Annotated in this window: 20 protein-coding genes and 2 pseudogenes; 10 read left to right on the top strand and 12 right to left on the bottom strand. The window is 71.2% G+C overall.

The features are described 5' to 3' along the window. Positions 1-31 precede the first annotated feature (31 nt). The 3 genes from DMA15_RS02895 to DMA15_RS02880 all read right to left on the bottom strand — a co-directional run bounded on the left by DMA15_RS02895 (position 32) and on the right by DMA15_RS02880 (position 4,023). A complete protein-coding gene (locus tag DMA15_RS02895; protein WP_240659662.1) occupies positions 32-991 on the bottom strand; it encodes a VOC family protein in 960 nt (319 codons plus the stop codon). Positions 992-1,129: 138 nt separating this feature from the next. After that, the gene (glgX, locus tag DMA15_RS02885; RefSeq protein ID WP_164551673.1) at positions 1,130-3,277 is read right to left on the bottom strand and encodes a glycogen debranching protein GlgX; all 2,148 of its coding nucleotides are present in this window, start codon (positions 3,275-3,277) and stop codon (positions 1,130-1,132) included. Between the two features lie 140 nt (positions 3,278-3,417). Then, a complete protein-coding gene (locus DMA15_RS02880; RefSeq protein WP_240659661.1) occupies positions 3,418-4,023 on the bottom strand; it encodes a pep a2 in 606 nt (201 codons plus the stop codon). Positions 4,024-4,273: 250 nt separating this feature from the next. Here DMA15_RS02880 and DMA15_RS02875 point away from each other — a divergent pair, with 250 nt between their 5' ends. From DMA15_RS02875 to glgB, 4 genes and pseudogenes are all read left to right on the top strand, one after another. Further along, positions 4,274-6,631, top strand: a complete 2,358-nt coding sequence (locus DMA15_RS02875; protein ID WP_164551672.1) for a maltotransferase domain-containing protein — start codon at positions 4,274-4,276, stop codon at positions 6,629-6,631. Then, entirely contained in the window at positions 6,628-8,355 is a 1,728-nt protein-coding gene (treS, locus tag DMA15_RS02870) for a maltose alpha-D-glucosyltransferase (protein WP_125511079.1), read from the top strand. The genes DMA15_RS02875 and treS overlap by 4 nt, the downstream gene beginning before the upstream one ends. A gap of 13 nt (positions 8,356-8,368) precedes the next feature. Continuing rightward, positions 8,369-8,692 (top strand): annotated as a pseudogene (locus DMA15_RS37270) (maltokinase); the annotation flags it as partial. Between the two features lie 856 nt (positions 8,693-9,548). Further along, entirely contained in the window at positions 9,549-11,972 is a 2,424-nt protein-coding gene (gene glgB / locus DMA15_RS02865) for a 1,4-alpha-glucan branching enzyme (protein ID WP_125511078.1), read from the top strand. A 48-nt stretch (positions 11,973-12,020) separates the two neighbouring features. Here the strand turns inward: glgB and DMA15_RS02860 are convergent, their stop codons facing one another. The 3 genes from DMA15_RS02860 to DMA15_RS02850 all read right to left on the bottom strand — a co-directional run bounded on the left by DMA15_RS02860 (position 12,021) and on the right by DMA15_RS02850 (position 14,444). Then, positions 12,021-12,428 (bottom strand): hypothetical protein, encoded by a 408-nt coding sequence (locus DMA15_RS02860; RefSeq protein ID WP_125511077.1) that lies wholly within the window; start codon positions 12,426-12,428, stop codon positions 12,021-12,023. 141 nt (positions 12,429-12,569) lie between these two features. Further along, positions 12,570-13,121: a DUF5709 domain-containing protein gene (locus DMA15_RS02855; RefSeq protein WP_125511076.1), complete on the bottom strand. Its 552-nt coding sequence runs from the start codon at positions 13,119-13,121 to the stop codon at positions 12,570-12,572. A gap of 123 nt (positions 13,122-13,244) precedes the next feature. Next, a complete protein-coding gene (locus tag DMA15_RS02850; RefSeq protein WP_125511075.1) occupies positions 13,245-14,444 on the bottom strand; it encodes a PP2C family protein-serine/threonine phosphatase in 1,200 nt (399 codons plus the stop codon). Between the two features lie 199 nt (positions 14,445-14,643). On the opposite strand from DMA15_RS02850, the gene DMA15_RS02845 reads away from it, so the two are divergent. After that, entirely contained in the window at positions 14,644-15,822 is a 1,179-nt protein-coding gene (locus DMA15_RS02845; RefSeq protein ID WP_240659660.1) for a VOC family protein, read from the top strand. A gap of 32 nt (positions 15,823-15,854) precedes the next feature. Next, positions 15,855-16,742 (top strand): SigB/SigF/SigG family RNA polymerase sigma factor, encoded by an 888-nt coding sequence (locus tag DMA15_RS02840; protein ID WP_125511074.1) that lies wholly within the window; start codon positions 15,855-15,857, stop codon positions 16,740-16,742. A gap of 26 nt (positions 16,743-16,768) precedes the next feature. Here the strand turns inward: DMA15_RS02840 and DMA15_RS02835 are convergent, their stop codons facing one another. The 3 genes from DMA15_RS02835 to DMA15_RS02825 form a co-directional block, all read right to left on the bottom strand. Further along, entirely contained in the window at positions 16,769-17,332 is a 564-nt protein-coding gene (locus DMA15_RS02835; RefSeq protein WP_240659659.1) for a hypothetical protein, read from the bottom strand. Positions 17,333-17,426: 94 nt separating this feature from the next. Beyond that, complete coding sequence (locus tag DMA15_RS02830) at positions 17,427-17,981, bottom strand: GNAT family N-acetyltransferase (RefSeq protein WP_240659658.1); 555 nt, start codon at positions 17,979-17,981, stop codon at positions 17,427-17,429. 52 nt (positions 17,982-18,033) lie between these two features. Beyond that, the gene (locus DMA15_RS02825; RefSeq protein WP_125511073.1) at positions 18,034-18,816 is read right to left on the bottom strand and encodes an inositol monophosphatase family protein; all 783 of its coding nucleotides are present in this window, start codon (positions 18,814-18,816) and stop codon (positions 18,034-18,036) included. Positions 18,817-19,048: 232 nt separating this feature from the next. Between DMA15_RS02825 and DMA15_RS02820 the strand changes: the two genes are divergently transcribed. The 3 genes from DMA15_RS02820 to DMA15_RS02810 all read left to right on the top strand — a co-directional run bounded on the left by DMA15_RS02820 (position 19,049) and on the right by DMA15_RS02810 (position 22,692). Further along, a complete protein-coding gene (locus DMA15_RS02820; protein ID WP_125511072.1) occupies positions 19,049-19,522 on the top strand; it encodes a carboxymuconolactone decarboxylase family protein in 474 nt (157 codons plus the stop codon). A 126-nt stretch (positions 19,523-19,648) separates the two neighbouring features. Next, positions 19,649-20,179 (top strand): pyridoxamine 5'-phosphate oxidase family protein, encoded by a 531-nt coding sequence (locus DMA15_RS02815; protein ID WP_125511071.1) that lies wholly within the window; start codon positions 19,649-19,651, stop codon positions 20,177-20,179. A 119-nt stretch (positions 20,180-20,298) separates the two neighbouring features. Next, positions 20,299-22,692: an excinuclease ABC subunit UvrA gene (locus DMA15_RS02810; RefSeq protein ID WP_125511070.1), complete on the top strand. Its 2,394-nt coding sequence runs from the start codon at positions 20,299-20,301 to the stop codon at positions 22,690-22,692. On the opposite strand, the gene DMA15_RS02805 is transcribed toward DMA15_RS02810, so the two are convergent. Further along, positions 22,658-22,867, bottom strand: coding sequence for a hypothetical protein (locus DMA15_RS02805; protein ID WP_346428902.1), 210 nt, complete (start codon positions 22,865-22,867; stop codon positions 22,658-22,660). The two genes, DMA15_RS02810 and DMA15_RS02805, sit on opposite strands and share 35 nt — an antisense overlap. 141 nt (positions 22,868-23,008) lie before the next feature. On the opposite strand from DMA15_RS02805, the gene DMA15_RS02800 reads away from it, so the two are divergent. Next, positions 23,009-23,542, top strand: a complete 534-nt coding sequence (locus DMA15_RS02800; RefSeq protein WP_125511069.1) for a GNAT family N-acetyltransferase — start codon at positions 23,009-23,011, stop codon at positions 23,540-23,542. 44 nt (positions 23,543-23,586) lie between these two features. Here the strand turns inward: DMA15_RS02800 and DMA15_RS02795 are convergent. Together DMA15_RS02795 and DMA15_RS02790 are read right to left on the bottom strand one after the other, a co-directional pair. Continuing rightward, a pseudogene (locus tag DMA15_RS02795) lies at positions 23,587-24,060 on the bottom strand (5-amino-6-(5-phosphoribosylamino)uracil reductase); the annotation flags it as partial. A 109-nt stretch (positions 24,061-24,169) separates the two neighbouring features. Continuing rightward, positions 24,170-25,408, bottom strand: a complete 1,239-nt coding sequence (locus DMA15_RS02790) for an aromatic ring-hydroxylating dioxygenase subunit alpha (protein ID WP_125511067.1) — start codon at positions 25,406-25,408, stop codon at positions 24,170-24,172. Positions 25,409-25,524 lie beyond the last annotated feature (116 nt).

Below are 25,524 nucleotides of genomic sequence, written 5' to 3'. Positions count from 1 at the left end.
CTGCCCTGCCCCCGCTCCTCCCGCCCCCCGGTCAGGCCCCCGGATGCCCCGTATCCCCCGCGACCACCCTGAACTGCGCGCCGTCGGCGTCCCGCAGCGTCGCCCAGGGGGGCTGAGCGGAGAGGTCCTGGTCGACCACGTGCCCGCCGTACTCGGCCGTGGCCCGCACACACGCCTCCACGTCCGCGACGGTGAAGTGGACCTGCCAGTGCGGGCGGACGCCGGGATCGGGGTCCGCCTCTACGGCACCCGAACTGAGCCGCGCCGTCGCGCGGCCCGCGCTGTAGACCACCACCTCTTCCTGCTGGTACTGCACCTCGCAGCACTCGGGCCGCCCGCACGCCCAGTCCAGGACCTCGCCGTAGAAGATGGCGGCGTCGAACGCGTCGCGGGTGCGCAGCCGCAGCCAGGCGGGCGCCGAGTGCAGTTCGCTGCGCCAGCTGGTGAGGATCTCGCCCTCCCAGATGCCGAAGACGGCGCCGTCGCGGTCGGAGAGCAGGGCCGCGCGCCCGTTGGGGAAGGGGATCGGCCCCACCGCGGTGGTGCCCCCGCGCTCCCGGACGCGGCTCACCGTCTCGTCCGCGCTCAGCACCGCGAAGTAGGGGGTCCAGGCCGCCGCGATCTGGAGGGACGACGCGATGGCGCCGACCCCGGCGACCGGGTTGCCGTGGGCCGTGGCGACGGAGAACTGCTCGCCGAGCTTGGCCGGGCGGAACTCCCAGCCCATCACGGCACCGTAGAAACTCTGTGCGGTGGTGAGGTCGCGTGCCGTCAGGCTGACCCAGCACGGGGCCCCGACCGCCGACTCGCTCAGCGCCGACCCGGTCCTGGTACCCCGGGTCCTCCCGCCCGCGGCCGTCGCCCCGCCCGCGGCCGTCGCCCCGCCCGCGGCCGTCGCCCCGCCCGCGGCCGTCGCCCCGCCCGCGGCCGTCGCCCCGCCCGCGGCCGTCGTCGCGTCGGGGTCCGGAGGCATCCTGTTGTCGTGGTGCATGTGCAACCCGTCCTGGAAATCGAGGCGCCCTGAAAAACCAGTCTGGCACCTGTGCTTTCGGGTTCAGCGGGAGGCTCGGCGCCCTGCCGCCCTCCAGTGTGGGCAAGAGGGCGGGCGCCGCGCCACTCGGCCGCCGGCTCACCGCTTCGGGCGCGCCGCCCTCTTCGCGCGGCTCCCGGCCAGGGAGGGCCGGGAGAGCAGCAGCAGGCTGTGCGCCTGGAGGCCGACCACGCCGTCCGCCTTGTGCTCGATCTCGTCCGAAAGGCCCAACGGGTCCGAGGTGTCGATGCGCGCCGCCCAGCGTTCCCCGTACGAGGCGTCCGGCAGCCGGAAGGTGACCGGTTCCCGGTAACTGTTCAGCAGGAGCAGGAAGGAGTCGTCCACCACGGGTCTGCCGCGGGCGTCCGGCTCCGCGATCGCGTCACCGTTGAGGAAGACGGTGACGGCGTGCGCGTCGGGCCGCTGCCAGTCGCCCTCCGTCATCTCCCTCGCGTCGGGCCGCAGCCACACCAGGTCCGGCAGCGGCTGGCCCTCGTGCGTCGCGGTCTCCCCGCGGAAGAACCTGCGCCGCCGCAGGACCGGGTGCGCGGCGCGCAGCGCGATGGCCCGCCGGGTGAAGTCGACCAGGTCACGCTGCTCGTCGTCGAGGTCCCAGTCGATCCAGGAGATCTCGTTGTCCTGGCAGTAGGCGTTGTTGTTGCCGTGCTGGGTGCGGCCCAGCTCATCGCCGTGGGCGAGCATCGGGATGCCCTGCGAGAGCATGAGGGTGGCCAGGAAGTTGCGCTGCTGGCGCGCGCGCAGCTCCAGGACCCCCTCGTCGCTGGTGGGGCCCTCGACGCCGCAGTTCCACGAGCGGTTTGCGCTCTCGCCGTCGCGGTTGTCCTCGCCGTTGTCCTCGTTGTGCTTGTCGTTGTACGAGACCAGGTCGCGCAGGGTGAACCCGTCGTGCGCGGTCACGAAGTTGACGCTGGCGCGGGGGCGCCGGCGATCGCGCTGGTAGAGGTCGGAGGACCCGGTCAGGCGCGAGGCGAACTCCGCGAGCGAATGGTCCTCGCCGCGCCAGAAGTCACGTACCGAATCCCGGTACTTGCCGTTCCACTCCGACCACAGGGGCGGGAAGTTGCCGACCTGATAGCCCCCCTCGCCGACGTCCCACGGCTCGGCGATGAGTTTGACGCGGCCCACCACCGGATCCTGCTGGACCATGTCGAAGAACGCCGAGAGGCGGTCCACGTCGTGGAACTGGCGGGCGAGCGTGGCGGCCAGGTCGAAACGGAAGCCGTCGACGTGCATCTCGGTGACCCAGTACCGCAGCGAGTCCATGACCAGCTGCAGGACGTTGGGGTGCCGCATCAGCAGGCTGTTGCCGGTACCGGTGGTGTCGAAGTAGTGCGCGGGATCGTCCTCCGCCAGGCGGTAGTACGAGGCGTTGTCGATGCCGCGGAAGGCTAGGGTCGGGCCGTTCTCGTTGCCCTCCGCGGTGTGGTTGTAGACCACGTCCAGGATCACTTCGAGCCCGGCCGCGTGGAGCTTTTTGACCATCGACTTGAACTCGGTGACCTGCTGGCCGCGGGAGCCGCGCGCCGCGTAGGCGTTGTGCGGGGCGAAGAAGCCGATGGAGGTGTACCCCCAGTAGTTGGACAGGCCGCGGTCGAGCAGGAAGCCGTCCTGCACGTACTGGTGCACCGGCATCAGCTCGACGGCGGTCACCCCCAGCGCGACGAGATGGTCGATGACCGCCTCCGTCGCGAGGCCCGCGTAGGTGCCCCGCAGCTCCTCGGGGACTCCGGGGTGCGTGCGGGTCAGGCCGCGTACGTGCGTCTCGTAGATCACGGTCTCGGCGTAGGGCCGCCGCAGCGGGCGGTCGCCCTCCCAGGGGAAGGACGGATCGGTCACCACCGAGAGCAGGGTGTGGCCGGCGCTGTCGGCCGGCTCGGGCCCGTCGGCCGCCCGTTCGTAGAGGGCGGCGTCGTTGTCCACCTGCCCCTCGAACGCCTTGGCGTACGGGTCCAGGAGCAGCTTCGCCGGATTGCACCGGTGGCCCGCCGCCGGGTCCCAGGGGCCGTGCACGCGGTAGCCGTAGCGCTGGCCCGGGCCGACACCGGGCAGATAGCAGTGCCAGATGAAGCCGTCGACCTCGGGAAGCGTGACGCTCCGGTGAGTGCCGTCCTCGGCGAAGAGGACGAGGTCGACCCGGTCGGCGGCCTCGCTGAACAGGGCGAAGTTGGTGCCTTCGCCGTCGTAGGTGGAGCCCAGGGGGAAAGGGCGTCCGGTCCAGGTGCGCACGCTGCTGCCTCCATAAGGGTGAGCGTGGTCTCGGTCTGTCCCGCGGCGCCCGACACGTGTCCGAGGACGCACGCGGGCCGCGGCTTCCCCGGCGGGGTCGCCGCGGCCGGCTGTGGCGCGCTGCCGTGTGAGCACGACGCTCACATGGCGGCCGCCGTGTGCGGCTCGGGGGACGACGCTGTGGGATGCTCCACCATCCTCGGCCAAGACGCGTCGGCGCGCTGGGCGTGGGCGCCCGGGGCGGCCCCGACGACGACCGGTTCCTCCTCCGCGGGGGTCGCCAGCGCGGCGACCGGCACCTCCCGGGGCAGCGGGCGCGCGACCCGCAGCGCGGGCGCGGGCGTGGTCGGGGCCAGCGGGGCGCGTTCGGGGCACCGCGCGCGGTGCGAGAACCAGATGATCTTGCCATTGGTTCCCGGGTAGTTGCCCCAGCCGTCGCTCAGCGCGGCGATCTGCGCGAGGTAGCCCTGCGGTCCGTAGTGCGGGTCCGGCAGGTCGCGCTCGTTGTCCGACACGGCGGTGATGAGGTGCTGTCCGCTCCACCACATCTCCACCACGGCGTTCTTGTCCGTTCCGTGTTCCTCGACCGCCCGGAGCAGCACACCGGCGCAGTGGCACACGGGTTCGACGAGAATCCCCAGACCCCAGTGCCGGAGATGTGCGGCCAGAATGCGCCTGACCTGATCGATCCTCTCCGGGCTGATCTCCACCTCAAGGTGGTAGTAACAGGGGATTGCAGTCTTCATCGCGCTTGGCTCCTCTCAGCGAAGCCCCGGTTTCATCGGCTCTGTGAGCCGAGCCCCGAGCACGAAGCGTGAACACTGATCGCTTCTGAGTCAGTCTCAGGGTGAGAGCACTGCTCCATTCGTGCAACACGAGCAGGTCAGAGCCGGTCGTTGAAGATCCAACAGGACGCTGCGTGGTCACGCGTGCACCATGGGTGGGAAGTCAGGTGTGCCGTGCGCACCTCCGGAGAACGAGAAGGTGACCGGCGTGATGCTGTTGCCTACGAAGGCTGAGGTCGCACGGCATCTGGACCAATACCGGGCGTGGGAGCGCTTGTTGCTCGCGGACCCGGCCGACCGCACCGTGCGGATGCACTTCGAGAACACCGCGTACACGCTGTGCGTACTGATGGGTGAGTGCACGGCTCGGGTCGCCGCCGACGCGGCCGAGCACTACCTGGATCTGCGGCCGGTCCGCCGTCAGCAGGCGCCCGGCACCCGGGCGTCCGCGCGGCGCGGCTGTGGTGCGCGCCCCGTGCGCCCGAGCGTGGCAGAGGAGATATCGATGACCCGAGCGTCGCAGTCGGGCCCGGCCGCGTCGGTGACGTCGTCGGATCCGACGACGTCACGGGAGCAGCGGGGCCCGGCCTCCCTCACCGTGCCCGTCCTCGATGTCCGTCCCGTGCTCGACTGCGGCCGCCGCCCGGTGAAGGCGGTCCCCGGGGAGACCTTCCAGGTCACGGCCACGGTCTTCGGCGAGGGCCACGAGTCGGTCGGCGCCAACGTCGTCCTGCTCGGACCCGACGGCCGAACCGGCCCCTGGACCCCGATGCGCGAGCTGTCCCCGGGCAGCGACCGCTGGGGCGCGCGGGTGACGCCGGACACGGAGGGCCGCTGGACGTACGCCGTGGAGGCGTGGGCGGACCCGGTGATCGGGTGGCGCCGCACGGCCGAGGTCAAGATCCCGGCCGGTCTCGACACTGAAGTGACGCTTGAGGAAGGGGCGCTGCTGTACGAGCGTGCCGCCGACGGCGTACCGGACGACGCCGGACGCCGGACGTTGCGGGCGGCCGCGGACGCGCTGCGCGACGAACTGCGCCCGCCGGCCGGACGTCTCGCGGCGGCCCTCACCCCGCAGGTGGCCGCCGTGCTCGCGCGCCACCCGCTGCGCGAACGGGTCACCCGCTCACACCCCTTGCCGCTGCTCGTGGAGCGGCGCCGGGCTCTGTTCGGCTCCTGGTACGAGTTCTTCCCGCGCTCGGAGGGCGCTGTCGTGCGGGAGGGGGAGCCGCCGGTGTCGGGGACGTTCCGCACGGCGGCCGAGCGGCTGCCCGCGATCGCGGACATGGGCTTCGACGTGGTGTACCTGCCCCCGATCCACCCGATCGGCTCCACCTTCCGCAAAGGCCCCGACAACTCGCTCTCCTCGGGACCGCAGGATGTCGGCGTGCCCTGGGCGATCGGCTCGCCTGAGGGCGGCCATGACGCCATCCACGCCGACCTCGGGACCCTGGAGGATTTCCGCGCTTTCGTGCGGCGGGCGGGGGAGTTGAATCTTGAGGTGGCGCTGGACTTCGCGTTGCAGTGTTCGCCTGACCATCCGTGGGTGGACAAGCATCCGGAGTGGTTCCGGCACCGGGCCGACGGTTCCATCGCGTACGCGGAGAACCCGCCGAAGAAGTACCAGGACATCTATCCGCTCGCCTTCGAACAGGACTTGCCGGGGCTGATCGAGGAGACGGTGCGGCTGCTGCGGTTCTGGATGGGGCACGGGGTGCGGATCTTCCGCGTCGACAATCCGCACACCAAGCCGGTCGTGTTCTGGGAGGAGGTGATCGCCCGGATCAACGGCACCGACCCGGACGTCATCTTCCTCGCCGAGGCCTTCACCCGCCCCGCCGTCGTGCGGGCGCTGGCGCAGGCTGGATTCCAGCAGTCGTACACGTACTTCACCTGGCGCAACACCAAGCCGGAACTGACGGAATGCCTGACCGAACTCTCCGTCGGGACGGCCGACTATCTGCGCCCCAACCTCTTCGTGAACACCCCCGACATCCTTCCCGGATACCTCCAGGACGGCGGCCGCCCCGCCTTCGAGGTGCGCGCGGTGCTCGCCGCCACGCTCTCCCCGAGCTGGGGCGTCTACGCGGGCTACGAACTGTGCGAGAACACCCCGGCCGGCCCGGGCAGCGAGGAGTACCTGCACTCGGAGAAGTACGAACTGCGCCCGCGCGACTGGGCGGCGGCCGAGCGCGAGGGCCGCACCATCGCCCCTCTCATCACCACCCTCAACACCCTCCGGCGACGCCACCGCGCCCTGCACCAGCTGCGGAACCTCCGTTTCCACCACGCCGACAACGACGCGCTCATCGTCTACAGCAAGCGCGAGGGCCACGACCTGGTCGTGGTGGTCGCCAACCTCGACCCTCACCACACCCAGGAGGGCACGGTCCGTCTGGACATGCCGCACCTCGGCCTCGACCGGCACGAAACGGTGCCGGTGTACGACGAGTTGAGCGGTGAGACCTACCAGTGGGGCAGTTCCAACTACGTGCGTCTCGGCCCGGGCGGCGCCCATGTGCTCGTCCGGCCGGAGCCGGGGGAGAACGGAGGGTCACCCACATCATGATCGTCAATGAGCCCGTCCAGGACACTTTCGAGGACACGCCCACCAAGGACCGGCATCCCGACTGGTTCAAACGTGCCGTGTTCTACGAAGTACTCGTGCGCTCCTTCCAGGACAGCAACGGCGACGGCGTCGGCGACCTGAAAGGCATCACCGCCAAGCTCGACTACCTCCAATGGCTCGGCGTGGACTGCCTGTGGCTGCCCCCCTTCTTCAAGTCACCCCTGCGCGACGGGGGCTACGACGTCTCCGACTACACCGCGGTCCTGCCCGAATTCGGCGACCTCGCCGACTTCGTGGAATTCGTCGACTCCGCCCACCAGCGCGGCATGCGGGTCATCATCGACTTCGTCATGAACCACACCAGCGACCAGCACCCGTGGTTCCAGGCCTCCCGCACCGACCCCGACGGCCCCTACGGCGACTACTACGTCTGGGCGGACGACGACAAGGCCTACGCCGACGCCCGCATCATCTTCGTCGACACCGAAGCCTCCAACTGGACCTTCGACCCCGTCCGCAAGCAGTACTACTGGCACCGCTTCTTCTCCCACCAGCCCGACCTCAACTATGAGAACCCGGCAGTCCAGGAAGAGATCATCGCCGCCCTCCGCTTCTGGCTCGACCTGGGCATCGACGGATACCGTCTGGACGCCGTGCCCTACCTCTACGCCGAAGAGGGCACCAACTGCGAGAACCTTCCCCAGACACACGAGTTCCTGAGGCGGGTCCGCTCCGAGATCGACGCCCTCTATCCCGACACCGTCCTGCTCGCCGAGGCCAACCAATGGCCCGAGGACGTCGTCGACTACTTCGGCTCCTTCGAAAACGGCGGCGACGAATGCCACATGGCGTTCCACTTCCCCGTCATGCCCCGCATCTTCATGGCCGTCCGCCGCGAATCCCGCTACCCCGTCTCCGAAATCCTCGCGAAGACCCCCGCCATCCCCAAGAACTGCCAATGGGGCATCTTCCTGCGCAACCACGACGAACTCACCCTGGAGATGGTCACCGACGAAGAACGCGACTACATGTACGCCGAATACGCCAAAGACCCCCGCATGCGCGCCAACATCGGCATCCGCCGCCGCCTCGCCCCCCTCCTGGACAACGACCGCAACCAGATCGAACTGTTCACCGCACTCCTGCTCTCCCTGCCAGGATCGCCGATCCTCTACTACGGCGACGAGATCGGCATGGGCGACAACATCTGGCTCGGCGACCGCGACGCCGTACGCACCCCCATGCAGTGGACACCCGACCGCAACGCAGGCTTCTCCTCCTGCGACCCGGGCCGACTCTCCCTGCCCACGATCATGGACCCCGTCTACGGCTACCAGGTCACCAACGTAGAAGCCTCCATGTCCTCCCCCTCCTCCCTCCTGCACTGGACGCGCAGGATGATCGAGATCCGCAAACAGAACCCCGCCTTCGGCCTCGGCACCTACACCGAACTCCCCTCCTCCAACCCCGCCGTCCTCGCCTTCCTCCGCGAGTACGAGAACGACCTGGCACTGTGCGTGCACAACTTCTCCCGCTTCGCCCAGCCGACCGAGCTGAACCTGCGGGCCTACGACGGACGCCACCCGGTGGAGCTGATCGGCGGGGTGCGCTTCCCGGCCATCGGCGAACTGCCCTACCTCCTCACCCTGGCGGGCCACGGCTTCTACTGGTTCCGCCTCACCGAACAGCCACGACGTCCGGCCGCACGCACCGTGCGCTTTTGAAGGGACGTGTCGCATGCTGAAGACCGCATCGCAGTCGCCCGGCAGCCTCAGCCCGCCGCGGCTGCTGACCTCGTTGGCCGGGATACTTCGCGCATGGCTGCCCGAGCAGCGCTGGTTCGCGGGCAAGGGCAGGCCCGTCACGGACCTCGCCGTACTGTCCATGACCGAGCTGCACCCGGGCTGCCTGCACCTGCTGATCCGCACGGGACCCGCCGGGCCGCCCGAAGACTGCTACCAACTGATCCTCGGCGTCCGCGAACACCTGCCGCCCCGCCTCCACCACGCGGTCGTCGGCCGCCCCGACGCGGGCCCGCTCGCCGGACTCACCGTCTACGACGCCCTCCTCGACCCCTGGTCGGCGGGGTTGCTCCTCGAACGCCTGCGGGTCCCCGGCGTGATGGGCCCCCTGCGCTTCGAACGCGACGCGCGCACCGCCGTACCCGAGGGGCTACCGCCGCGCCTCCTCGACGGGGAGCAGTCCAACACCTCGCTGGTGTACGGGGACGCGTTCATCCTGAAGCTGTTCCGCCGCATCCAGTACGGCATCAACCCCGACCTGGAGGTCCCCTGGGCGCTGGCCCGCGGGGGCTGCGCCCGGGTACCCGCCCCCGTGGCCTGGTTCTGGACCACCGAGCCGCACACGGCGACCCTCGGCGTGCTCCAGCCCTTCCTGCCCGAGGCGACGGACGGCTGGACCCTGGCGCTGCGCTCCCTCTCCACCGGCGAGGACTTCACCGACGAGTCCTACGAACTGGGGCGCGCCACCGCCGAGGTGCACCTCGCGCTGGCCCAGGCCTTCGGCTCCGAGCCCGCGGACCCCTACGGCGGCAGCCCGCTGGCCGCCGCCATGACCGGACGCCTGGAGACCGCGGCCCGCCAGATGGCGGCGCTCGTTCCCTACGTATCCCGTCTGAGGACCGCCTACGGCGCCGTCGCGGGCCGCGGCCCGGGCCGCGAGGCGCAGCGTGTCCACGGCGACCTCCACCTCGGCCAGGTGCTCAAGGCCGGGCACGAGTGGTTCATCATCGACTTCGAGGGTGAGCCCGCCCGGCCGCTCGACGAACGCCGACGGGCCCAGGCGCCCATACGCGACATCGCGGGCATGCTCCGCTCCTTCGACTACGCCGCCCACAGCCGCCGCCCGTGGCGCCCCCGGTGGGTGGAGCGCTGCCGTGAGGCCTACTGCGCGGGGTATGCCGCGGAGTCGACGTGGGACCCGCGTGCGGAGGCCGAGCTGCTGCGGGCCTACGAGACGGACCGAGCGGTGTACGAGGCGCTCTACGAGGCCAGGCACCGCCCCGACTGGCTGCCCGTCCCCATGGCGGCGATCGCCCGCCTCGCAGAGGAGAGCTGACCCCATGAAAGCGACAGCCACCACCGAAACGCGGGGTTCCGCCCGCGCCGCGGACCCGGGCCTGCCCGCCGCCCCGCTCGACGCCCAGGACCGCCAGCGCCTCCTTGCGGGCACGCACCACGACCCGCACGCGCTGCTCGGCGCCCACCCGGTGCCCGGCGGCACCGCCTTCAGGGTGCTGCGCCCCTACGCCCGGGCGGTCACGCTCGTCACCGGCGAACGGACGGTGGAGCTGACCGCGATGGGCGACGGCCTCTTCTCCGGGGTGCTGCCCCTCACCGCGATCCCCGAGTACCGGCTGCGTGTGACGTACGAGGGTCAGACCTCCGCGTCGGAGTACGAGGACCCCTACCGCTTCCTGCCCGCACTCGGCGAACTCGACCTGCACCTGATCGGTGAGGGCCGGCACGAGGAGCTGTGGAAGGCGCTGGGCGCGCACCCGATGACCCACCAGGGCGTCTCCGGCACCCGTTTCACGGTGTGGGCGCCGAATGCGCGAGGCGTGCGGGTCTGCGGGGACTTCTGCCACTGGGACGGGACCGCCTCCGCCTACCCGATGCGTTCGCTCGGCTCGACCGGCGTATGGGAGCTCTTCGTCCCCGGGATGGAGGAGGGCACGCTGTACAAGTTCGACATCGTCCGCGCCGACGGCTCGCACACCCTGCGCGCCGACCCGATGGCACGGCGCGCCGAGGTGCCCCCGGCCACCGCCTCCGTCATCACGCGATCGACGTACGAATGGGGGGACGAGGCGTGGATGACACACCGCGCCGACCGGCCCGTCTGCCAGGCGCCCTTCTCCGTCTACGAGGTCCATCTCGCCTCCTGGCGCCCCGGACTGACCTACCGTCAGCTGGCCGATGAACTCACGGCCTACGTCACCGAAGCGGGCTTCACCCACGTGGAGCTGATGCCGGTGGCCGAGCACCCCTTCAGCGGCTCCTGGGGCTACCAGGTCACCGGCTTCTACGCCCCGACCTCCCGCATGGGCACGCCCGACGACTTCCGCCACCTGGTCGACACGCTGCACCAGGCGGGTATCGGCGTGATCCTGGACTGGGTGCCCGCCCACTTCCCCAAGGACGACTGGGCGCTCGCGGCCTTCGACGGGGAGCACCTGTACGAGCCGCAGGACCCGCGGCGCGCCGAACACCCCGACTGGGGCACCCTCACCTTCGACTACGGCCGCAAGGAAGTACGCAACTTCCTCGTCGCCAACGCGAGTTACTGGTGCGAGGAGTTCCACGTCGACGGGCTCCGGGTGGACGCCGTGGCCTCGATGCTCTACCTCGACTACTCACGCGACGAGGGGCAGTGGGCGCCCAACGAGTCGGGCGGCCGGGAGAACCTGGACGCGGTCACGTTCCTCCAGGAGATGAACGCCACGGTCTACCGCCGCTCTCCCGGAGTGGTCACCATCGCCGAGGAGTCCACGGCGTGGGACGGGGTCACGCGCGCCACGCACGAGAACGGGCGGGACGGTTTCGGCGGCCTCGGCTTCGGCCTGAAGTGGAACATGGGCTGGTCGCACGATTCGCTGGAGTACATCAGCCGCGACCCGGTGTACCGCGAGTACCACCACAAAGAGATGACGTTCTCGATGGTGTACGCGTACAGCGAGAACTACGTCCTGCCCCTCTCGCACGACGAAGTGGTCCACGGGAAGCAGTCGTTGGTCTCCAAGATGCCCGGCGACTGGTGGCAGCGGCGCGCCAACCACCGCGCCTACCTGGGCTTCATGTGGGCCCACCCCGGCAAGCAACTCCTCTTCATGGGCCAGGAGTTCGCGCAGGGCGCCGAATGGTCGGCGGAAGGCGGCCTGGACTGGGGGCTGCTCGACCCCTCGTATCCGGCGCGGCCGGACCACTTCGGCGTACTGGAACTGGTGCGGGACCTCAACCACCAGTACCGCGCGACGCCCGCCCTGTGGGAGCGGGACAGCGAACCGGCCGGATTCTCGTGGATCGTGACGGACGCGGCCCAGGACAACGTCCTGGCGTTCCTGCGCCACGCCGCGGACGGGACCCCGCTGCTCGCGGTCTGCAACTTCGCGCCCGTGATCCGCGAGGACTACCCGCTCGGCGTCCCCGAGGAGCCGCACGCCTGGCGGGAGGTGCTCAACACCGACGCGGCCCGCTACGGCGGCGGGGACGTGCGCAACCCGGACCCGCTGAAGCCCGAGCCCGAGGGCGCCCACGGCCGCCCGGCCCGCCTGCGCGTCACGCTGCCGCCGCTGGCCACGGTGTGGCTGCGCCCGGAGTGACGGCAGGCGGGGTGGCGGCCGGCGCGGGCCGGTGCCGGTCCGCGCGCGTCAGCGGATGGTGACCTGGACGACGTTCGAGACGGCGCCGCCACCGACGACGCGGATCTTGTTGGGGCCCTTGATGCCGAGCTTCACACGCAGGTTGTACGTGTGGTTGCGGGCGGTGTTCATGTGGATCGGCAGGGAGACCCACTTCTTGCCCTGGAGCTGCTGGAGCGTCACACGGGTGCCCGCGCGCATGCGCGTGGAGTTTCCGTGGACGCGGAACTGGTGCCACGCCTTGATGGACTTCACCGAAGCCTTCGCGGTGAGCGTGGGCCGCGGCGCCGTCTGGAGCGCCGCCCCCTTGCCGGTGTTGTCGGAGGGGGTGTCGAGCGCGTGCGCCACCGTGAGGGGGGCGGCGCACAGCAGCAGACCGGCGCTGAAAGTGACGGCTCGCGTCAGGGCAGGGTTCATGCGATCTCCAGGAGAGCCAGTGAGGAGGGGACCGCAGTAATTTAAGACGATTCATCCCAATTTATGGGTAATGACATGCGCGGGTACGCGCTAACGCCCGCCTGACCTGGACCTGCGCCGACGCTTGCTCGCCCGAAGGGGTTAGCGGCCGCTGCCCCCGGAGTCCGCGGGATCCTCGCCCTCCCCGGGGATGATGTGCACCGCCGCCTCCTCGGCGGAGGCCGCCCCGCCGTCGACCCCCATGTCCTCGCCGACCATGTCCTGCTCGGCGACGTCCTCCGGGTCCTCGATGGCGCCCTCGTCCGGGGCGAACAGGCGTCCGGCGCGGGCGTCTCCCACCTCCGCCTCGTCGATCGGTTCGCCGTCGGTGTCGGTCGTGTCGCCGATGCCGTCGTCGTCCTCGGCGGGGTCGGGGACCGCGAGCGCGGGGTCGGGCAGCTCCTCGGAGAGGCGTTCCTCCAGGCTCTCGCCCGCCTGCTGCTCCTCGGCGGTGGTCCCGGTGTGGTTCACCCCGAGAGGGCGCTCCGGAGGCGACCAGCCCTCGTCATAGGGGTCCGACGCGCGGTCGTTGAGCGTGTCCTCGGGGTCGAGGATGCCCTCGTCCTCGCGGACCTCCGCCGCGTCGGGCTGGTAGACCTCGTCGCCCATGACGCCGCCGTTGTCGCCGTTGTCACCGTTGTCGCCGTTGTTCATGGTGTTCGTACTCCTTCATGCGCGGCGTGGTGCCGATGTCATGTCGTGTATCCACCCTGATCCAGAACACACGTTCAGGCATGTGGGGAGGCCGCCCGGCCCGGCGTGGAGGCGTGCCGGGCATCACCGGGCGCCGGACGGGCGCCATTCGAGCAGGAGCAGCGTCGCGTCGTCCCGCAGCTGGTTGTCCTGCCGGTCGAGGATGGAGTGGATGAGCTGGCGCAGCGCCTCCGGGGCCGACTCGCCCGCGGCCGTGGCCCGGATGATGCTGTCGGTGAACCGCTCCAGACCGAACTCGGCGCCGCCCCCGGTCCGCAGCTCCGTGACGCCGTCGGTGTACATGAGGACGCGGTCGCCCGGCTGGAGCGCTTCCTCGTGCACCTGCCACTCGACGCCGGCGAGCAGCGCGGGCGTCCCCAGGGGAGGCTGGGCGGGCCGTTCGAGCGCACGGTCGAGCACGCGGTGGTCCCGGATCAGCAGGGGCGGCGGATGGCCGCAGTTGCACCACCGCAGGACCCCGCCCGCCAGATCCAGCTCGGCGAGGATCCCCGTGCAGAACTGCTCGGGCAGCCACCGGGCGAGCGCCTCCTGGACGGTGTCGACCAGCTCGGTCAGCTCGGCCTCCGCCCGCCGGGCGTTGCGGCACCCGGCCATCGCCACGGCGGTCGTCAGCCCCGACATGAGGTTGTGGCCCATCGCGTCGAGGATCGTCACGTACAGCGTGGAACGCGTCAGGGAGTGGTCGAAGACGTCGCCGCCGATGTCGTACGCCGGTTCGAGGACGGCGGTCGAGATGACGTCGGAGTTGCCGATCGTGCGGGGCGGCAGAAAGGCCCGGAGCATCTCGGCGGGCAGCTTCATGGTCTCGGAGCGCGTCCGGCGCGCGAAGGTGTCGCTCGCGGTGCGCTTCGAGGTGATCACCATGGCCAGGATGGAGGCGAGGGTGCGGCAGCGCCGCAGCAGCACCCCGTCGATGACCGACGCCGTGGCCCCGATGACGCCGAGCCGCTCGACCCCGTCGATCAGCGGCAGCCAGGTGGTGATCCGGCCGTGGGCCAACTCCTCGACGCGCAGCGTGTGGGCCCGGTAGGCCGAACCGGCTACGGAGGTGTCCACCCCGAGCGTCGGCGGCCCCTCGGCCAGCGGCACCAGCTGCCGCTGTTGCAGATCCACCAGGTATACGTCGATCCGGTCGAGCCCCGCGGCGTCGGCGAAGCGCTGCACCAGGGCGGGCAGCTCCATCGGGGTCGCCGCATGTGCCGAGGCGAGCAGCTGTTCGAGTAGCTGCTCCCCGGGACCGAGGACCCTCGGTTCGCTCGACATCTGTGATCACCGCCTCACAGGCAGTTTCACACCGGGGCCCGCATCCTGCCCGAGTTCCGGGCCTTCGGGACCGGCCGGGAGGTGCCCTTGGTCCCGCGGGCGAGTGAAGAAGGTCCCGGTATGCGCCCTTCCGTTTGCGGAACCACACGACGGACGGCAGGAACGGGCTGAGGAGAAGACTGTGCCAAGGGACATCGGTGTGAGCAGCGGAAGCGGGCGCAGGGCGGGGGGAGCCGACGGGGAGGGGCCCGCCCGGCACACGGCGGCCCGGGCGGGGGCGGCGTGGCGGCCCGCGTGGGCGGGCGGGAGGCTGTCACGGCAGTCGGCGACCGCCAGGGAGCCTGTTCGGGAGCCCGCCAGGGAGCCCGCCCGGGAGTCGGCCAGGGAGCCGGCCCGGGAGCCCGTTCGGGAGCGCGGGAGGCTGCGCCTCGTCTCGCCCGGCGGGCAATGGCCCGCCACCAGCGCCCGGTCGGACGAGCGGCAGCCGGCGCCCGGCCCCGCCTCTGGACCTTCGGACGGGCGCCGCGCCTCCCTCCCCGACCCGGACGGACGGCGCCCCTCCGTGCCCGAGCCGGATTCGCGGCGCCCCTCCGTGCCCGCCGGGAGCCCGCCGCCGGGGGCGACGCGGGAGACGCGCGGTGTGCCCTGCTGGCTGAGCCTGGCCGCGCGGGACGTCCGGGCCGCCGAGGAGTTCTACGGCCGGGTCCTCGGCTGGTGCCACGTGCCGCTGCTCGGCCAGCCCGGCAAGGCGCGCTCCCTGATGCTGAAGGCCGGGGCGCCCGTGGGCACGATCGGCCGGACCACCTGCGAATCGGGTGTCCACGCGGGCTGGATGCCGTACTTCGCCGTCGACGACGTGGACGCGGCCGTCGGGCGGCTGCGCGACCGCGGCGCCACCGTGGCGGTCGGACCGCTCGCCACCCGCACCGGGCGGGCCGCCGTGGCCGCGGGCCCGGAGGGCGCGGTGTTCGGGCTGCGCCACCACGCCCCCGACAGCCGGTGGACGGTCGGGGAGGGCCCGGTCGGCCGCCTTGAGCTGCACACCCGGGACATCTTCGCCGCGGCCCTCTTCTACGGCGGCGTACTGGGCTGGGCGGGCGAGAACGGCGAGAGCTGCGCCGTCGAGTACGTCGACGACCAGATCGTGGTGCGGGACGGGACGCGCGCGGTCGCCGCGCTCGCGGAGGGGGCGGCGCCGGGCACCGAGGGCCGCTACCGCTGGCACACGTCGTTCCGGGTGGCCGACGTGGACGCGGCGGCCGCCGCCGCCGTGCGCTGGGGCGGCCGGGTCATCGCGCCTCCGTGCGGGGCCGGTGCCCGACGGGAGGCAGTGCTGGGGGACCGCGAGGGAGTCCCCTTCACGGTCCTCGCCGGCTGAACCGCGCACGTCACGACTTGGGGAAACAGAGGATGTTCGTACGCACCATCGACGCGGAACTGGCCGCTGATCCGACCGAGGGGACACAGGGCGAGGCCGCCCCTCTGCCGTGGATCGAGGAAGCCCACCAAGTGGCGCCGAAGGACGCCAGGGAGCTGTCCAAGCTCTTCTTCGACCGGCTCAGGACGCTGGAGGACGGCTCGCCCGACCACACGTACACCCGCACCACCCTCATCGAGATGAACCTCTCCCTGGTGCACTACGTGGCGGGCCGGTTCCGCAACCGCGGCAACGGCCAGCTGGAGGACATCGTCCAGGTCGGCACCGTGGGTCTGATCAAGGCGATCGACCGGTTCGACGTGAGCCGCGGCTTCGAGTTCGTGTCGTTCGCGGTGCCCTGCATCCTCGGCGAGATCAAGCGCCACTTCCGGGACACCAGCTGGGCCGTGCACGTCCCCCGCAGACTCCAGGAGCTGCGCACCCGGCTGACCAGGTCCCAGGAGCGGTTGTCCTGCGCGCTCGGCCGCGAGCCCACGGTCAAGGAGCTGGCGGCCGACCTGGAGGTGACCGAGGAGCAGGCGCTGGAGGCGATCGTGGCCGCCAACGGCTACATGGCCGGCTCCCTGGACGCCCCGCACGGTTCGGCCGACGAGAGCGAGACGTACAGGAGCGGCCGTTCGCTCGCCGACGTCATGGGGGCGCCGGACCCCGCCATCGAGGTCTTCGAGCACGTCCACGCCCTCGCGCCGCTGCTCGCGGAGCTCGACGAGCGGGAGCGGCGCATCATCGAGATGCGGTTCGGCCAGGAGATGACCCAGGCCGAGATCGGCGCCGCCCTCGGCATCTCCCAGATGCATGTCTCCCGGCTCCTCTCGCGGACCCTGGCCGAACTGCGGGCGGGCCTGCTCATCCACGAGTGACGGGCCCGGCGGGTCGGTCGCGGAACTCAACTCCGGCAACGGCGCTGGTAGTAGGCGTACGTCAGGGCGAGCACCAGCGGACCCCACAGAGCGATCAGGCCGCTGACCGTGGACGCCAGGATCTGCCACCACACGTTGGTGTAGGGCCCGTCCGAGAAGCCGGCGAGGTGGAAGGTGCAGAGCGTCCAGTCGACCAGCAGCGCGGTGAAGAGCAGCCCGCCGAGCGTGCCGGGGACGATCACCATGAAGGGCGGTACGCGCTTGCCGCCGAACATCGGTACCCAACCCGGCACGACCTCGCCCCACGGACGCACGAAACCGCGGCAGAGCAGCGCGAACGTCTCGGAGAGCAGGCTGAGTGCGAGCACGTAGGACACGTTGGCCCAGCGCCCCCACGTCATGGGGGAGCCGTCGATGCCCATCATGAAGTCGAACCCGATGGGCAACCGCCACAGACATACCGGCAGACCGATGAGGGGGATGAGCCGGACGACGCGCTCCGCCCAGAGCGGCACAGGCCGCTCGGTCGCCTTGGTCGTCCCGCTCGCCTCGGCCGCATCCGTGGTGTGAATCGTTTCGCTGGTTGCCATGCGTCCACGGTTCTCGATCCCCGGCGCGCGGGGATCAGGCCGACGCATGATCAGCTTCCGCCGTGGGGTGGAGGCGCTGCCGTAAAGGTCAGCCTCAGGCCGGAGTTGTGGGGGCGGGCTGAGTTTCGGTCCGGTAGGGGCACAGGCCGCGCTTTTGGTAGTTGCCGAGCGCGTGGGGGTGGTCGTCGGTGCACGTGTGGAGCCACACCCGGCGCACGGCGGGCGCCCCGACCGGCTCGGTCGCCCACGCTTGCCGCAGGGCGAGGGTCAGCGCGTAACCGCCGAGCCCCCTGCCCACGTACCGGGGCAGCAGCCCGAACGCGGTGATCTCCACGTCTCCGCCGGGCTGCGGTTCGACGTAGGCGACACCGGCGGGTTCGTCCTCGAAGGTGATCAGCCAGTACCGGCGCAGCGGCCGGGCCACCTGGTGCTCGTCCCACTCCTCCTCCGTCCGGGAGGCCGCACGCCAGCCGTGGGGCTCGCCGACCTGTGCCTGCACGCTCCGGACCAGCGGCGAGTCACGCTCCAGAGGGCGCAGGCCGAGGCCGGGGACGACCGGCGCCGGGCAGAGGTCACCCGGGTCCTTCATCTCCAGGTAGGTGACGATCTTCTGGGTGGGCGCCGAGGCCCGCGCGGATCCGTCGTTCACGGTGTCACCTCGATGGTGTGGTGGGGAACGGTTGGGGGGTCGTGTTGCTCGGTCACATCGACATCAACAGCTCATGCGTCTCGGCGTCCGCGGCGGCCACAAGTCCCCGCGTCCCGGGGCCGATCGGAGTGCCGTCGATCCCGGTGACCACGCAGCCGGCGGCCCGGCACACGGCGATCCCGGCGGCGAAGTGGACGCTCTCCGACAGGCCTTCGCCGTCGGTGACGTACGCGGCACGCTTGCCGGCCGCGACCCAGGCGAGCGCCAGCGTCGAGGAGGCGACCCGGGGGCGGAAACGCTCGACGAACAGGGGGTGGGCCAGCAGACCGACCGCCCGGAACCCGGGGGCGCTCGGGAACGGCGGGTCCAGATTGACGTCCACCAACCGCGTGGCGGACGTGGGCGTCAGCCGCGCGTCGCCGCCTTCGCCCCGCACCCAGGCGGACTCGCCGTCGGTGCAGAAGACCTCGCCGCTGAAGGGGTCGGCGACCGCCGCCGCGCCGTCCCGCAGCGCTACATTGACGGCCACCAGCATGGTGCCGACGGCGTAGTTCAGCGTGCCGCACAGAGGGTCCACCCGCCACTGCCGCGCGGCACCGGCCGCACCCTGCTGCCCGCCCTCCTCGCCGAGCACCCCGTCGTCGGGGCGGGCGGCGCGAATGATATCGAGGATCGCCTTCTCGGCCGCCACATCGGCGGCGGTGGCGAAGTCCCCCGCGCCCTTGTCGATACGGGTCAGGCGCCGCCCATAGAGATCCCGCACCACATCCGCGCCGGCGCGGGCGGCGGTGATGGCCACATCGGAGTCGCTGAGGGTGCTGGTTGGTGTGATCACGGTGTGCAGGTTAACGGCGTACGAAGCGGACCGCCGCAGAATTGACCGCCCGGCAGAACGGACCAGCGGCCCCACAGCCACCCCGGCCGCCGTGCCGTCAACTGCGGGCTACCGGGTGTCGATCCGGGCTGGGCGATGACTGTCGCGGATACGGCCCCGCGGGATGTCACATCCGCTGCCGGTCGGTTCGTCAAAGGGGTGTAGCCATCACAACGGCAGAGGAGCACCCGCCATGGACGCACGCCTGAACTTCTTCACCAGCCCGATCGCGGGCAAGGCCCTCAAGCACTTCACCTCGGCGAACAAGGTGCTCGCCGACTCGACGCTGCCGGCCGCCACGCAGGAGCTCGTGAAGATCCGCGCCAGTCAGATCAACGGCTGCGGATTCTGCCTCGACATGCACACCAAGGAAGCGGCCGCCGCGGGGGAGACCTCGTTGCGCCTCAACATGATCGCCGCTTGGCGGGAGGCCAAGGTCTTCACCGACGCTGAGCGGGCCGCCCTGGAGCTGACGGAACAGGGCACCCGCATCGCGGACGCGGCCGGTGGTGTCAGCGACGAGGTCTGGGCGGACGCCGCCAAGCACTACGACGAGGAGCAGCTCACCGCGCTGGTCTCCCTGATCGCCCTCATCAACGCCTTCAACCGGCTGAACGTCATGGTCCAGCAGCCCGCCGGTGACTACCAGGTCGGCCAGTTCGGATAGGTCGGCAGGCGATAAAGGGGGGTATGCCGCAGGGGTCGGGTGCTTTCGCCCGGTCCCTGCGGCGTTTTCATGCGGAGATCAGTAATGGAGAAGCGTGGCCGCCGGGCCACGGCTAGCGTGACCGCCATGGAGAACCACGAAGCAGTCGGCCCCGACGGCAACGCCCACGCGCTGCTCCAGGAGCCGAAGCGGGCCGGGAGCGCCGAGCCCGCCGAGCCGCGCCCCCGCGTCCAGCGCCGGCACGACACCGAGCGCCGGCTCGCCCACGACGTCGACGTATGGGTGGCAAGCGCCTCGGCCGACGGCGTGCCCCACCTCGTGCCGCTCTCCTTCGACTGGGACGGCGAGGCCCTGCTCCTGGCCACCCCCGCGGACAGCCCCACCGGGAAGAACCTCGCCGCCACCCGCACCGCCCGGCTGGCGCTGGGCCGCACCCGCGACGTGGCGATGATCGAGGGCGACGTGGAAGTCCTGGCGATGGACGCCCTGCCGCGGCAGCTCGGCGACCGGTTCGCCGCCCGCAGCGGATTCGACCCGCGCGAGTCGGGCCCGCAGTACCGCTGGTTCCGTGTCACCCCGCGCCGCGTCCAGGCCTGGCGCGAGGTGAACGAGATGTCCGGCCGCGAACTGATGCGCGACGGCCGCTGGCTGGTCTGACGCCCCGGCCGTCACCACCTCAGCCCCCCAGCACCCCAGCAGCCCCGCACCGGCCGGATCGCGCCAGGCGACGACGACGGACGCCGCGCAGGCGGCGCCGCCCTACGTATGGAGACACGATGAGCAAGGCCAAGAGGACGGACCCGCGGTCGCCCGCGTCGCACGCCGCCGACAGCCACGACCTGATCCGCGTGCACGGCGCGCGGGAGAACAACCTCAAGGACATCAGCATCGAGATCCCCAAACGCCGTCTGACGGTGTTCACCGGAGTCTCCGGATCGGGCAAGAGCTCGCTGGTGTTCAACACGATCGCCGCCGAGTCGCAGCGGCTGATCAACGAGACGTACAGCGCCTTCGTGCAGGGCTTCATGCCGACCATGGCCCGCCCCGACGTCGACGTACTCGCCGGACTGACGACCGTCATCAGCGTCGACCAGAGCCGCATGGGCGCCGACCCGCGCTCCACGGTCGGCACCGCCACCGACGCCCACGCGATGCTGCGCATCCTCTTCAGCAGGCTCGCCGAGCCGCACATCGGCCCGCCGAGCGCGTACTCCTTCAACACCGCATCGGTCCGGGCGAGCGGCGGGATCACCGTCGAACGGGGCGAGGCCAAGACCAAGACCGTCAAGGCGACCTTCCACCGCACCGGCGGCATGTGCACGCGCTGCGAGGGCCGGGGGACGGTCTCCGACATCGACCTCACCCAGCTCTACGACGACTCCAAGTCGCTCGCCGAGGGCGCGTTCACCATCCCCGGCTGGAAGTCGGACAGCCAGTGGACCGTGCAGGTCTACGCCCAGTCCGGCTTCGTCGACCCGGACAAGCCGATCCGGCGGTACACCAAGAAGGAGCTGCGGGACTTCCTCTACGGAGAGCCCGTCAAGGTCAAGGTCAACGGCATCAACCTCACCTACGAGGGCCTGATCCCCAAGATCCAGAAGTCGTTCCTCTCCAAGGACAAGGAGGCGCTGCAACCGCACATCCGGGCATTCGTGGAGCGCGCGGTCACCTTCACCACCTGCCCCGAGTGCGACGGCACCCGCCTCAGCGAGGGCGCCAGATCGTCGAAGATCAGGCGGAAGAGCATCGCGGACCTCTGCGCGATGGAGATCAGGGACCTCGCCGAGTGGGTGCGGGAGCTCGAAGAGCCGTCGGTGGCCCCGCTGCTCACCTCGCTGCGGCAGACCCTCGACTCGTTCGTGGAGATCGGCCTCGGCTATCTCGCCCTCGACCGGCCGGCCGGCACGCTGTCGGGCGGCGAGGCGCAGCGCGTCAAGATGATCCGCCACCTCGGCTCCTCGCTCACCGACGTCACCTACGTCTTCGACGAGCCCACCGCGGGCCTGCACCCCCACGACATCCAGCGCATGAACGACCTGCTGCTGCGCCTGCGGGACAAGGGCAACACGGTGCTCGTCGTGGAGCACAAGCCGGAGATGATCGCGATCGCCGACCACGTCGTGGACCTCGGCCCCGGCGCGGGCCGGGCGGGCGGCACCGTCTGCTTCGAGGGGACCCTGGAGGGGCTGCGGACCTCCGGCACGATCACCGGCCGCCACCTCGACGACCGGGCCACGGTCAAGGAGACCGTACGCGAGCCCTCGGGCGCGCTGGAGATCCGCGGCGCGACGGCGAACAACCTGCGCAAGGTCGACGTCGACATCCCGCTCGGGGTGCTCACCGTCATCACCGGTGTCGCCGGGTCCGGCAAGAGCTCCCTCGTGCACGGATCGGTCCCCGCCGACGCGGGGGTCGTCTCGGTCGACCAGAGCCCGATCAAGGGCTCGCGGCGCAGCAACCCGGCGACGTACACCGGACTGCTCGACCCCATCCGCAAGGCGTTCGCGAAGGCCAACGGCGTCAAGCCGGCGCTGTTCAGCGCCAACTCGGAGGGCGCGTGTCCCACGTGCAACGGCGCGGGCGTCATCTACACCGACCTCGGGATGATGGCCGGGGTCTCCACGACCTGTGAGGACTGCGAGGGCAAGCGGTTCGACGCGTCGGTGCTCGAATACCGCCTCGGCGGCCGCGACATCAGCGAGGTGCTCGCCATGTCGGTGGCCGAGGCCGAGCAGTTCTTCGCCGACGGCGAGGCGCGCACCCCCGCCGCCCACAAGATCCTGGACAGGCTCGCCGACGTCGGGCTCGGCTACCTCACCCTCGGCCAGCCGCTGACCACGCTGTCCGGCGGCGAGCGGCAGCGCCTGAAGCTGGCGACGCACATGGGCGACAAGGGCGGCGTCTACATCCTCGACGAGCCGACCACCGGCCTCCACCTCGCCGACGTCGAGCAGCTGCTCGGCCTCCTTGACCGGCTCGTCGACTCCGGCAAGTCGGTCATCGTCGTCGAACACCACCAGGCGGTCATGGCGCACGCCGACTGGATCATCGACCTCGGTCCCGGAGCGGGCCACGACGGCGGCAGGATCGTCTTCGAGGGCACCCCCCAGGACCTGGTCGCCGCCCGCTCCACCCTCACCGGGGAGCACCTCGCGGCGTACGTCGGGTAGTCAGCGAGGCGTCGGCGGCCGCGAGGATGTCGCCGAACGTACCGCCGTCGGCCTCGGGGAACGTCATCCGGCCGCCCTCGTGCCTCGACGGCGGCAGGCTCCGGTCGACGACGTACTCGGTGGCGTACGGCGGGCCGTAACGGGTGACGCGTTCCCGGAACCAGCGGGAAGCCACGTTCCGACGTACGCACGAGTGTGATCCGCTTCACAAAGTGGCGCGGCGCGGCCCGGAAGTCATGCGCCCGGCCCCCGCACGTGGCTTTTCCTGCGCGGCGCCGATTACCGGTGCGGCTCTCCCCTTGGGCAGGATGGGGCCATGACAGAGATCCGCACGCCCCGCCTCCTCCTCCGCCGCTGGCACGACGGCGACCTCGCGCCGATGGCGGAGATCAATGCGGACCCGCGGGTCATGCAGTGGATCGACGACGGCCGCCCACGCGACCTGGAGCAGACGGCGGAGGACATCGAGCGGTGGGAGGAGGAGTGGGACGACGAGGGCTTCGGGCTCTTCGCAGTCGAGCTCCTCGCCTCGGGTGAGCTGGCCGGCTTCACGGGCCTCTTCGTCCCCGACTTCCTGCCGGAGGCGTCGTCCGAGATCGCCATCGGCTGGCGGTTCGCCTCGCAGTTCTGGGGTCAGGGGTACGCGTCCGAAGCGGCCCAGGCCACCTTGGAGTTCGCCCTCCAGGACCGCGGGATCGACCGCGTCGTCTGCGTCCACCGGGCGCAGGACCAGGCCTCCGAGAACGTCGCCCGCAAGCTCGACATGGTGCTGGAGCGCGAGACGACGCATCCGGTCTCCGGCCACGCGCTGCGCGTTCACGCCATCGATCTCACCCAGTTCCAGGCCTGAGGCGGCGGCCCTCGCGAGGGTGAGCGGGGGCGGTTCCGCTCGGGCTACAGCAGATGGGCGTTGGGTGACTTCGCCGCGTCGGCGTACTCGGGCAGTTCGAGGACGGTGACACCCGCCGCCTCCAGGGACTCGGTGCTCTGCGTGCCGGGCTCCCGGCAGGCGGTGACCACGCGGCGGACCCCGGATTCGCCGACCAGCCGTGCGCGGGTGCGGGGACGGGGGCGCGAGGCAGGCTCCGCGAAGGGTTCCAGGGAGCTGTAGAGCGTCGCGTCCGGCAGCCGCGGATCGCCGGCGTCGACCTTCGCGAGGACGCTCTCCTCGGCGTGGGTGTCCGTGTCCTTCTCGCGCGAGTGCGCGCGGGCCAGCTCGGTGCCGTCGTCGGCGACGATGACCGCGCCCACGCTGAACGCGCTGTCCGAGGGCGGGCAGTGCGTGGCGAGCCGACAGGCGATGGCCAGCCAGGCCCGGTCGGCGACGGTGGGCTGGTCACCGGGGCCGGGCCGGCCACAGGCTGAGGGGGTGCGGTCTTCGTTCATGCGGTGCTGGCCTCCTTGATGGCGTACGGGAGGAGTACCACGCAGCCGCCGTTCGTAGCCTCGGTAGCACTGTCAGCGGTGTACGCTCCCGTCAGGCGGCCCGCCCCGCCCCCGTCAGGCGCTCCGCCAGATACCGCTGGAACTGCCACAGCGGACGCTCCAGATGGGAGAAGCGCCCGCCCGACGGGGCGGGATCGGTGGCCAGGCCGCGCTGCACGCCCCGCACGGCGATCAGGTCCTCGTTCTGGATCACCTCGAACTGCCGCCGCGAGGCCTCCACGTACGCCTCGAAGTCCGGCTCCCGCCTGGCCCCCTCGGGGACCAGCACCGTCACGAGCGCGTCGTGCGTGACCGGCCCGGTCGGCACCCAGCGCACGAACGTGACGCTGTCGGGCAGCAGGGCCATCACCAGGTTCGGGAAGACGCCCGCGACCGTCATGCCGGACAGCTGCCGGGTGCCGAGCCCGGGAATGAGCGTGCCGACCAGAGGCGCGCCCTCTTCTCCTCGCACCGCGTCCGCGTCCGCCGCGAACGGGGTGTACATGCTGAACCAGCGCCCTTCGCTCTCGTCGACGACGGTGTCCTTGCCGGGGACGAGGGTGTCGAGCGTGCCGGCGTGCGTGCCCATGTGGTGGTAGTTCTCCGAGCCGTTCTCGAAGGCCACCTTCCAGTTCGCGGGCACGCCCTCCCACCGCTCGGTGTACGCGACCGCGAGATCCGCGAGGCCGTACGGCGCGAGCCTGTCGGCCAGCTCCGTCAACTGCGGGGCAAGCGGCGGCACTTCGGGGTCGGCGCAGACCATGAGCAGTCCGTTCCACACCTCCAGGCGGTACCGGGGCAGCCGGCATGCCGCGCGGTCGAAGTCGACCTTGTTCATCATCGGGGCGCCGGCCAGCTGTCCGGCGTACTCGCCGTTCAGCCGGTACGTCCAGGTGTGGTACGGACACATCAGGCGCTGCAGGGAACCCTGCTCGGGAGCCGTCTCGGGCGGCAGGATGTCCATGAATCGGTGCCTGCACACCCGGGACAGCGCGTGCAGGCCGCCGTCCTCGTCGCGCGTGATGACCAAGGGCTCACCGGCCGCTTCGGTGCGCAGGTAGTCGCCGGGGCGGGCGACCTGGCCGACGTGGCCCACGCACAGCCAGTCACCGCGGAAGACGCGGTCGCGTTCGAGCCGGTGGAAGGCCTCGTCGGTATAGGCGCGGGCGGGCAGGGTCTCGCCGCGCTCCAGGGGCAGCGCGGAGATCCGCGCCAGCTCGGCGAGCAGGGCCTGCGGCCCCTCGGGGGAGAGTGAGGGGTTGGGCCTGGGGGGAAGTCCGTCGCGCAGCATGGTGCCACCGCCTTCGTCCGGGATCTCCTACGGGGATTCCTACGGGATCTCCTTCCATGCTGAGCGGCGGCCTCCGGCGGCGAATCGCCGCCGGGAACGACATTCCGGTACATCCT

The sequence above is a fragment of the Streptomyces sp. WAC 01529 genome, from assembly GCF_003945545.1.
Classification (GTDB): Bacteria; Actinomycetota; Actinomycetes; order Streptomycetales; family Streptomycetaceae; genus Streptomyces; species Streptomyces anatolicus.
Note: the sequence above shows the minus strand (reverse complement) of the source record. Positions and strands in the feature narration are given on the sequence as shown.

Coding starts and splice junctions, on each gene's coding strand:
- DMA15_RS02840 (WP_125511074.1), top strand. CDS start 15,855: ATGTTCGTACGCACCATCGACGCGGAACTGGCCGCTGATCCGACCGAG.
- DMA15_RS02790 (WP_125511067.1), bottom strand. CDS start 25,408: ATGCTGCGCGACGGACTTCCCCCCAGGCCCAACCCCTCACTCTCCCCC.
- DMA15_RS02860 (WP_125511077.1), bottom strand. CDS start 12,428: ATGAACCCTGCCCTGACGCGAGCCGTCACTTTCAGCGCCGGTCTGCTG.
- DMA15_RS02850 (WP_125511075.1), bottom strand. CDS start 14,444: ATGTCGAGCGAACCGAGGGTCCTCGGTCCCGGGGAGCAGCTACTCGAA.
- DMA15_RS02800 (WP_125511069.1), top strand. CDS start 23,009: ATGACAGAGATCCGCACGCCCCGCCTCCTCCTCCGCCGCTGGCACGAC.
- DMA15_RS02835 (WP_240659659.1), bottom strand. CDS start 17,332: ATGGCAACCAGCGAAACGATTCACACCACGGATGCGGCCGAGGCGAGC.
- DMA15_RS02855 (WP_125511076.1), bottom strand. CDS start 13,121: ATGAACAACGGCGACAACGGTGACAACGGCGACAACGGCGGCGTCATG.
- DMA15_RS02820 (WP_125511072.1), top strand. CDS start 19,049: ATGGACGCACGCCTGAACTTCTTCACCAGCCCGATCGCGGGCAAGGCC.
- DMA15_RS02810 (WP_125511070.1), top strand. CDS start 20,299: ATGAGCAAGGCCAAGAGGACGGACCCGCGGTCGCCCGCGTCGCACGCC.
- DMA15_RS02815 (WP_125511071.1), top strand. CDS start 19,649: ATGGAGAACCACGAAGCAGTCGGCCCCGACGGCAACGCCCACGCGCTG.
- DMA15_RS02875 (WP_164551672.1), top strand. CDS start 4,274: ATGCTGTTGCCTACGAAGGCTGAGGTCGCACGGCATCTGGACCAATAC.
- glgB (WP_125511078.1), top strand. CDS start 9,549: ATGCCGCGGAGTCGACGTGGGACCCGCGTGCGGAGGCCGAGCTGCTGC.
- DMA15_RS02895 (WP_240659662.1), bottom strand. CDS start 991: ATGCACCACGACAACAGGATGCCTCCGGACCCCGACGCGACGACGGCC.
- DMA15_RS02880 (WP_240659661.1), bottom strand. CDS start 4,023: ATGAAGACTGCAATCCCCTGTTACTACCACCTTGAGGTGGAGATCAGC.
- treS (WP_125511079.1), top strand. CDS start 6,628: ATGATCGTCAATGAGCCCGTCCAGGACACTTTCGAGGACACGCCCACC.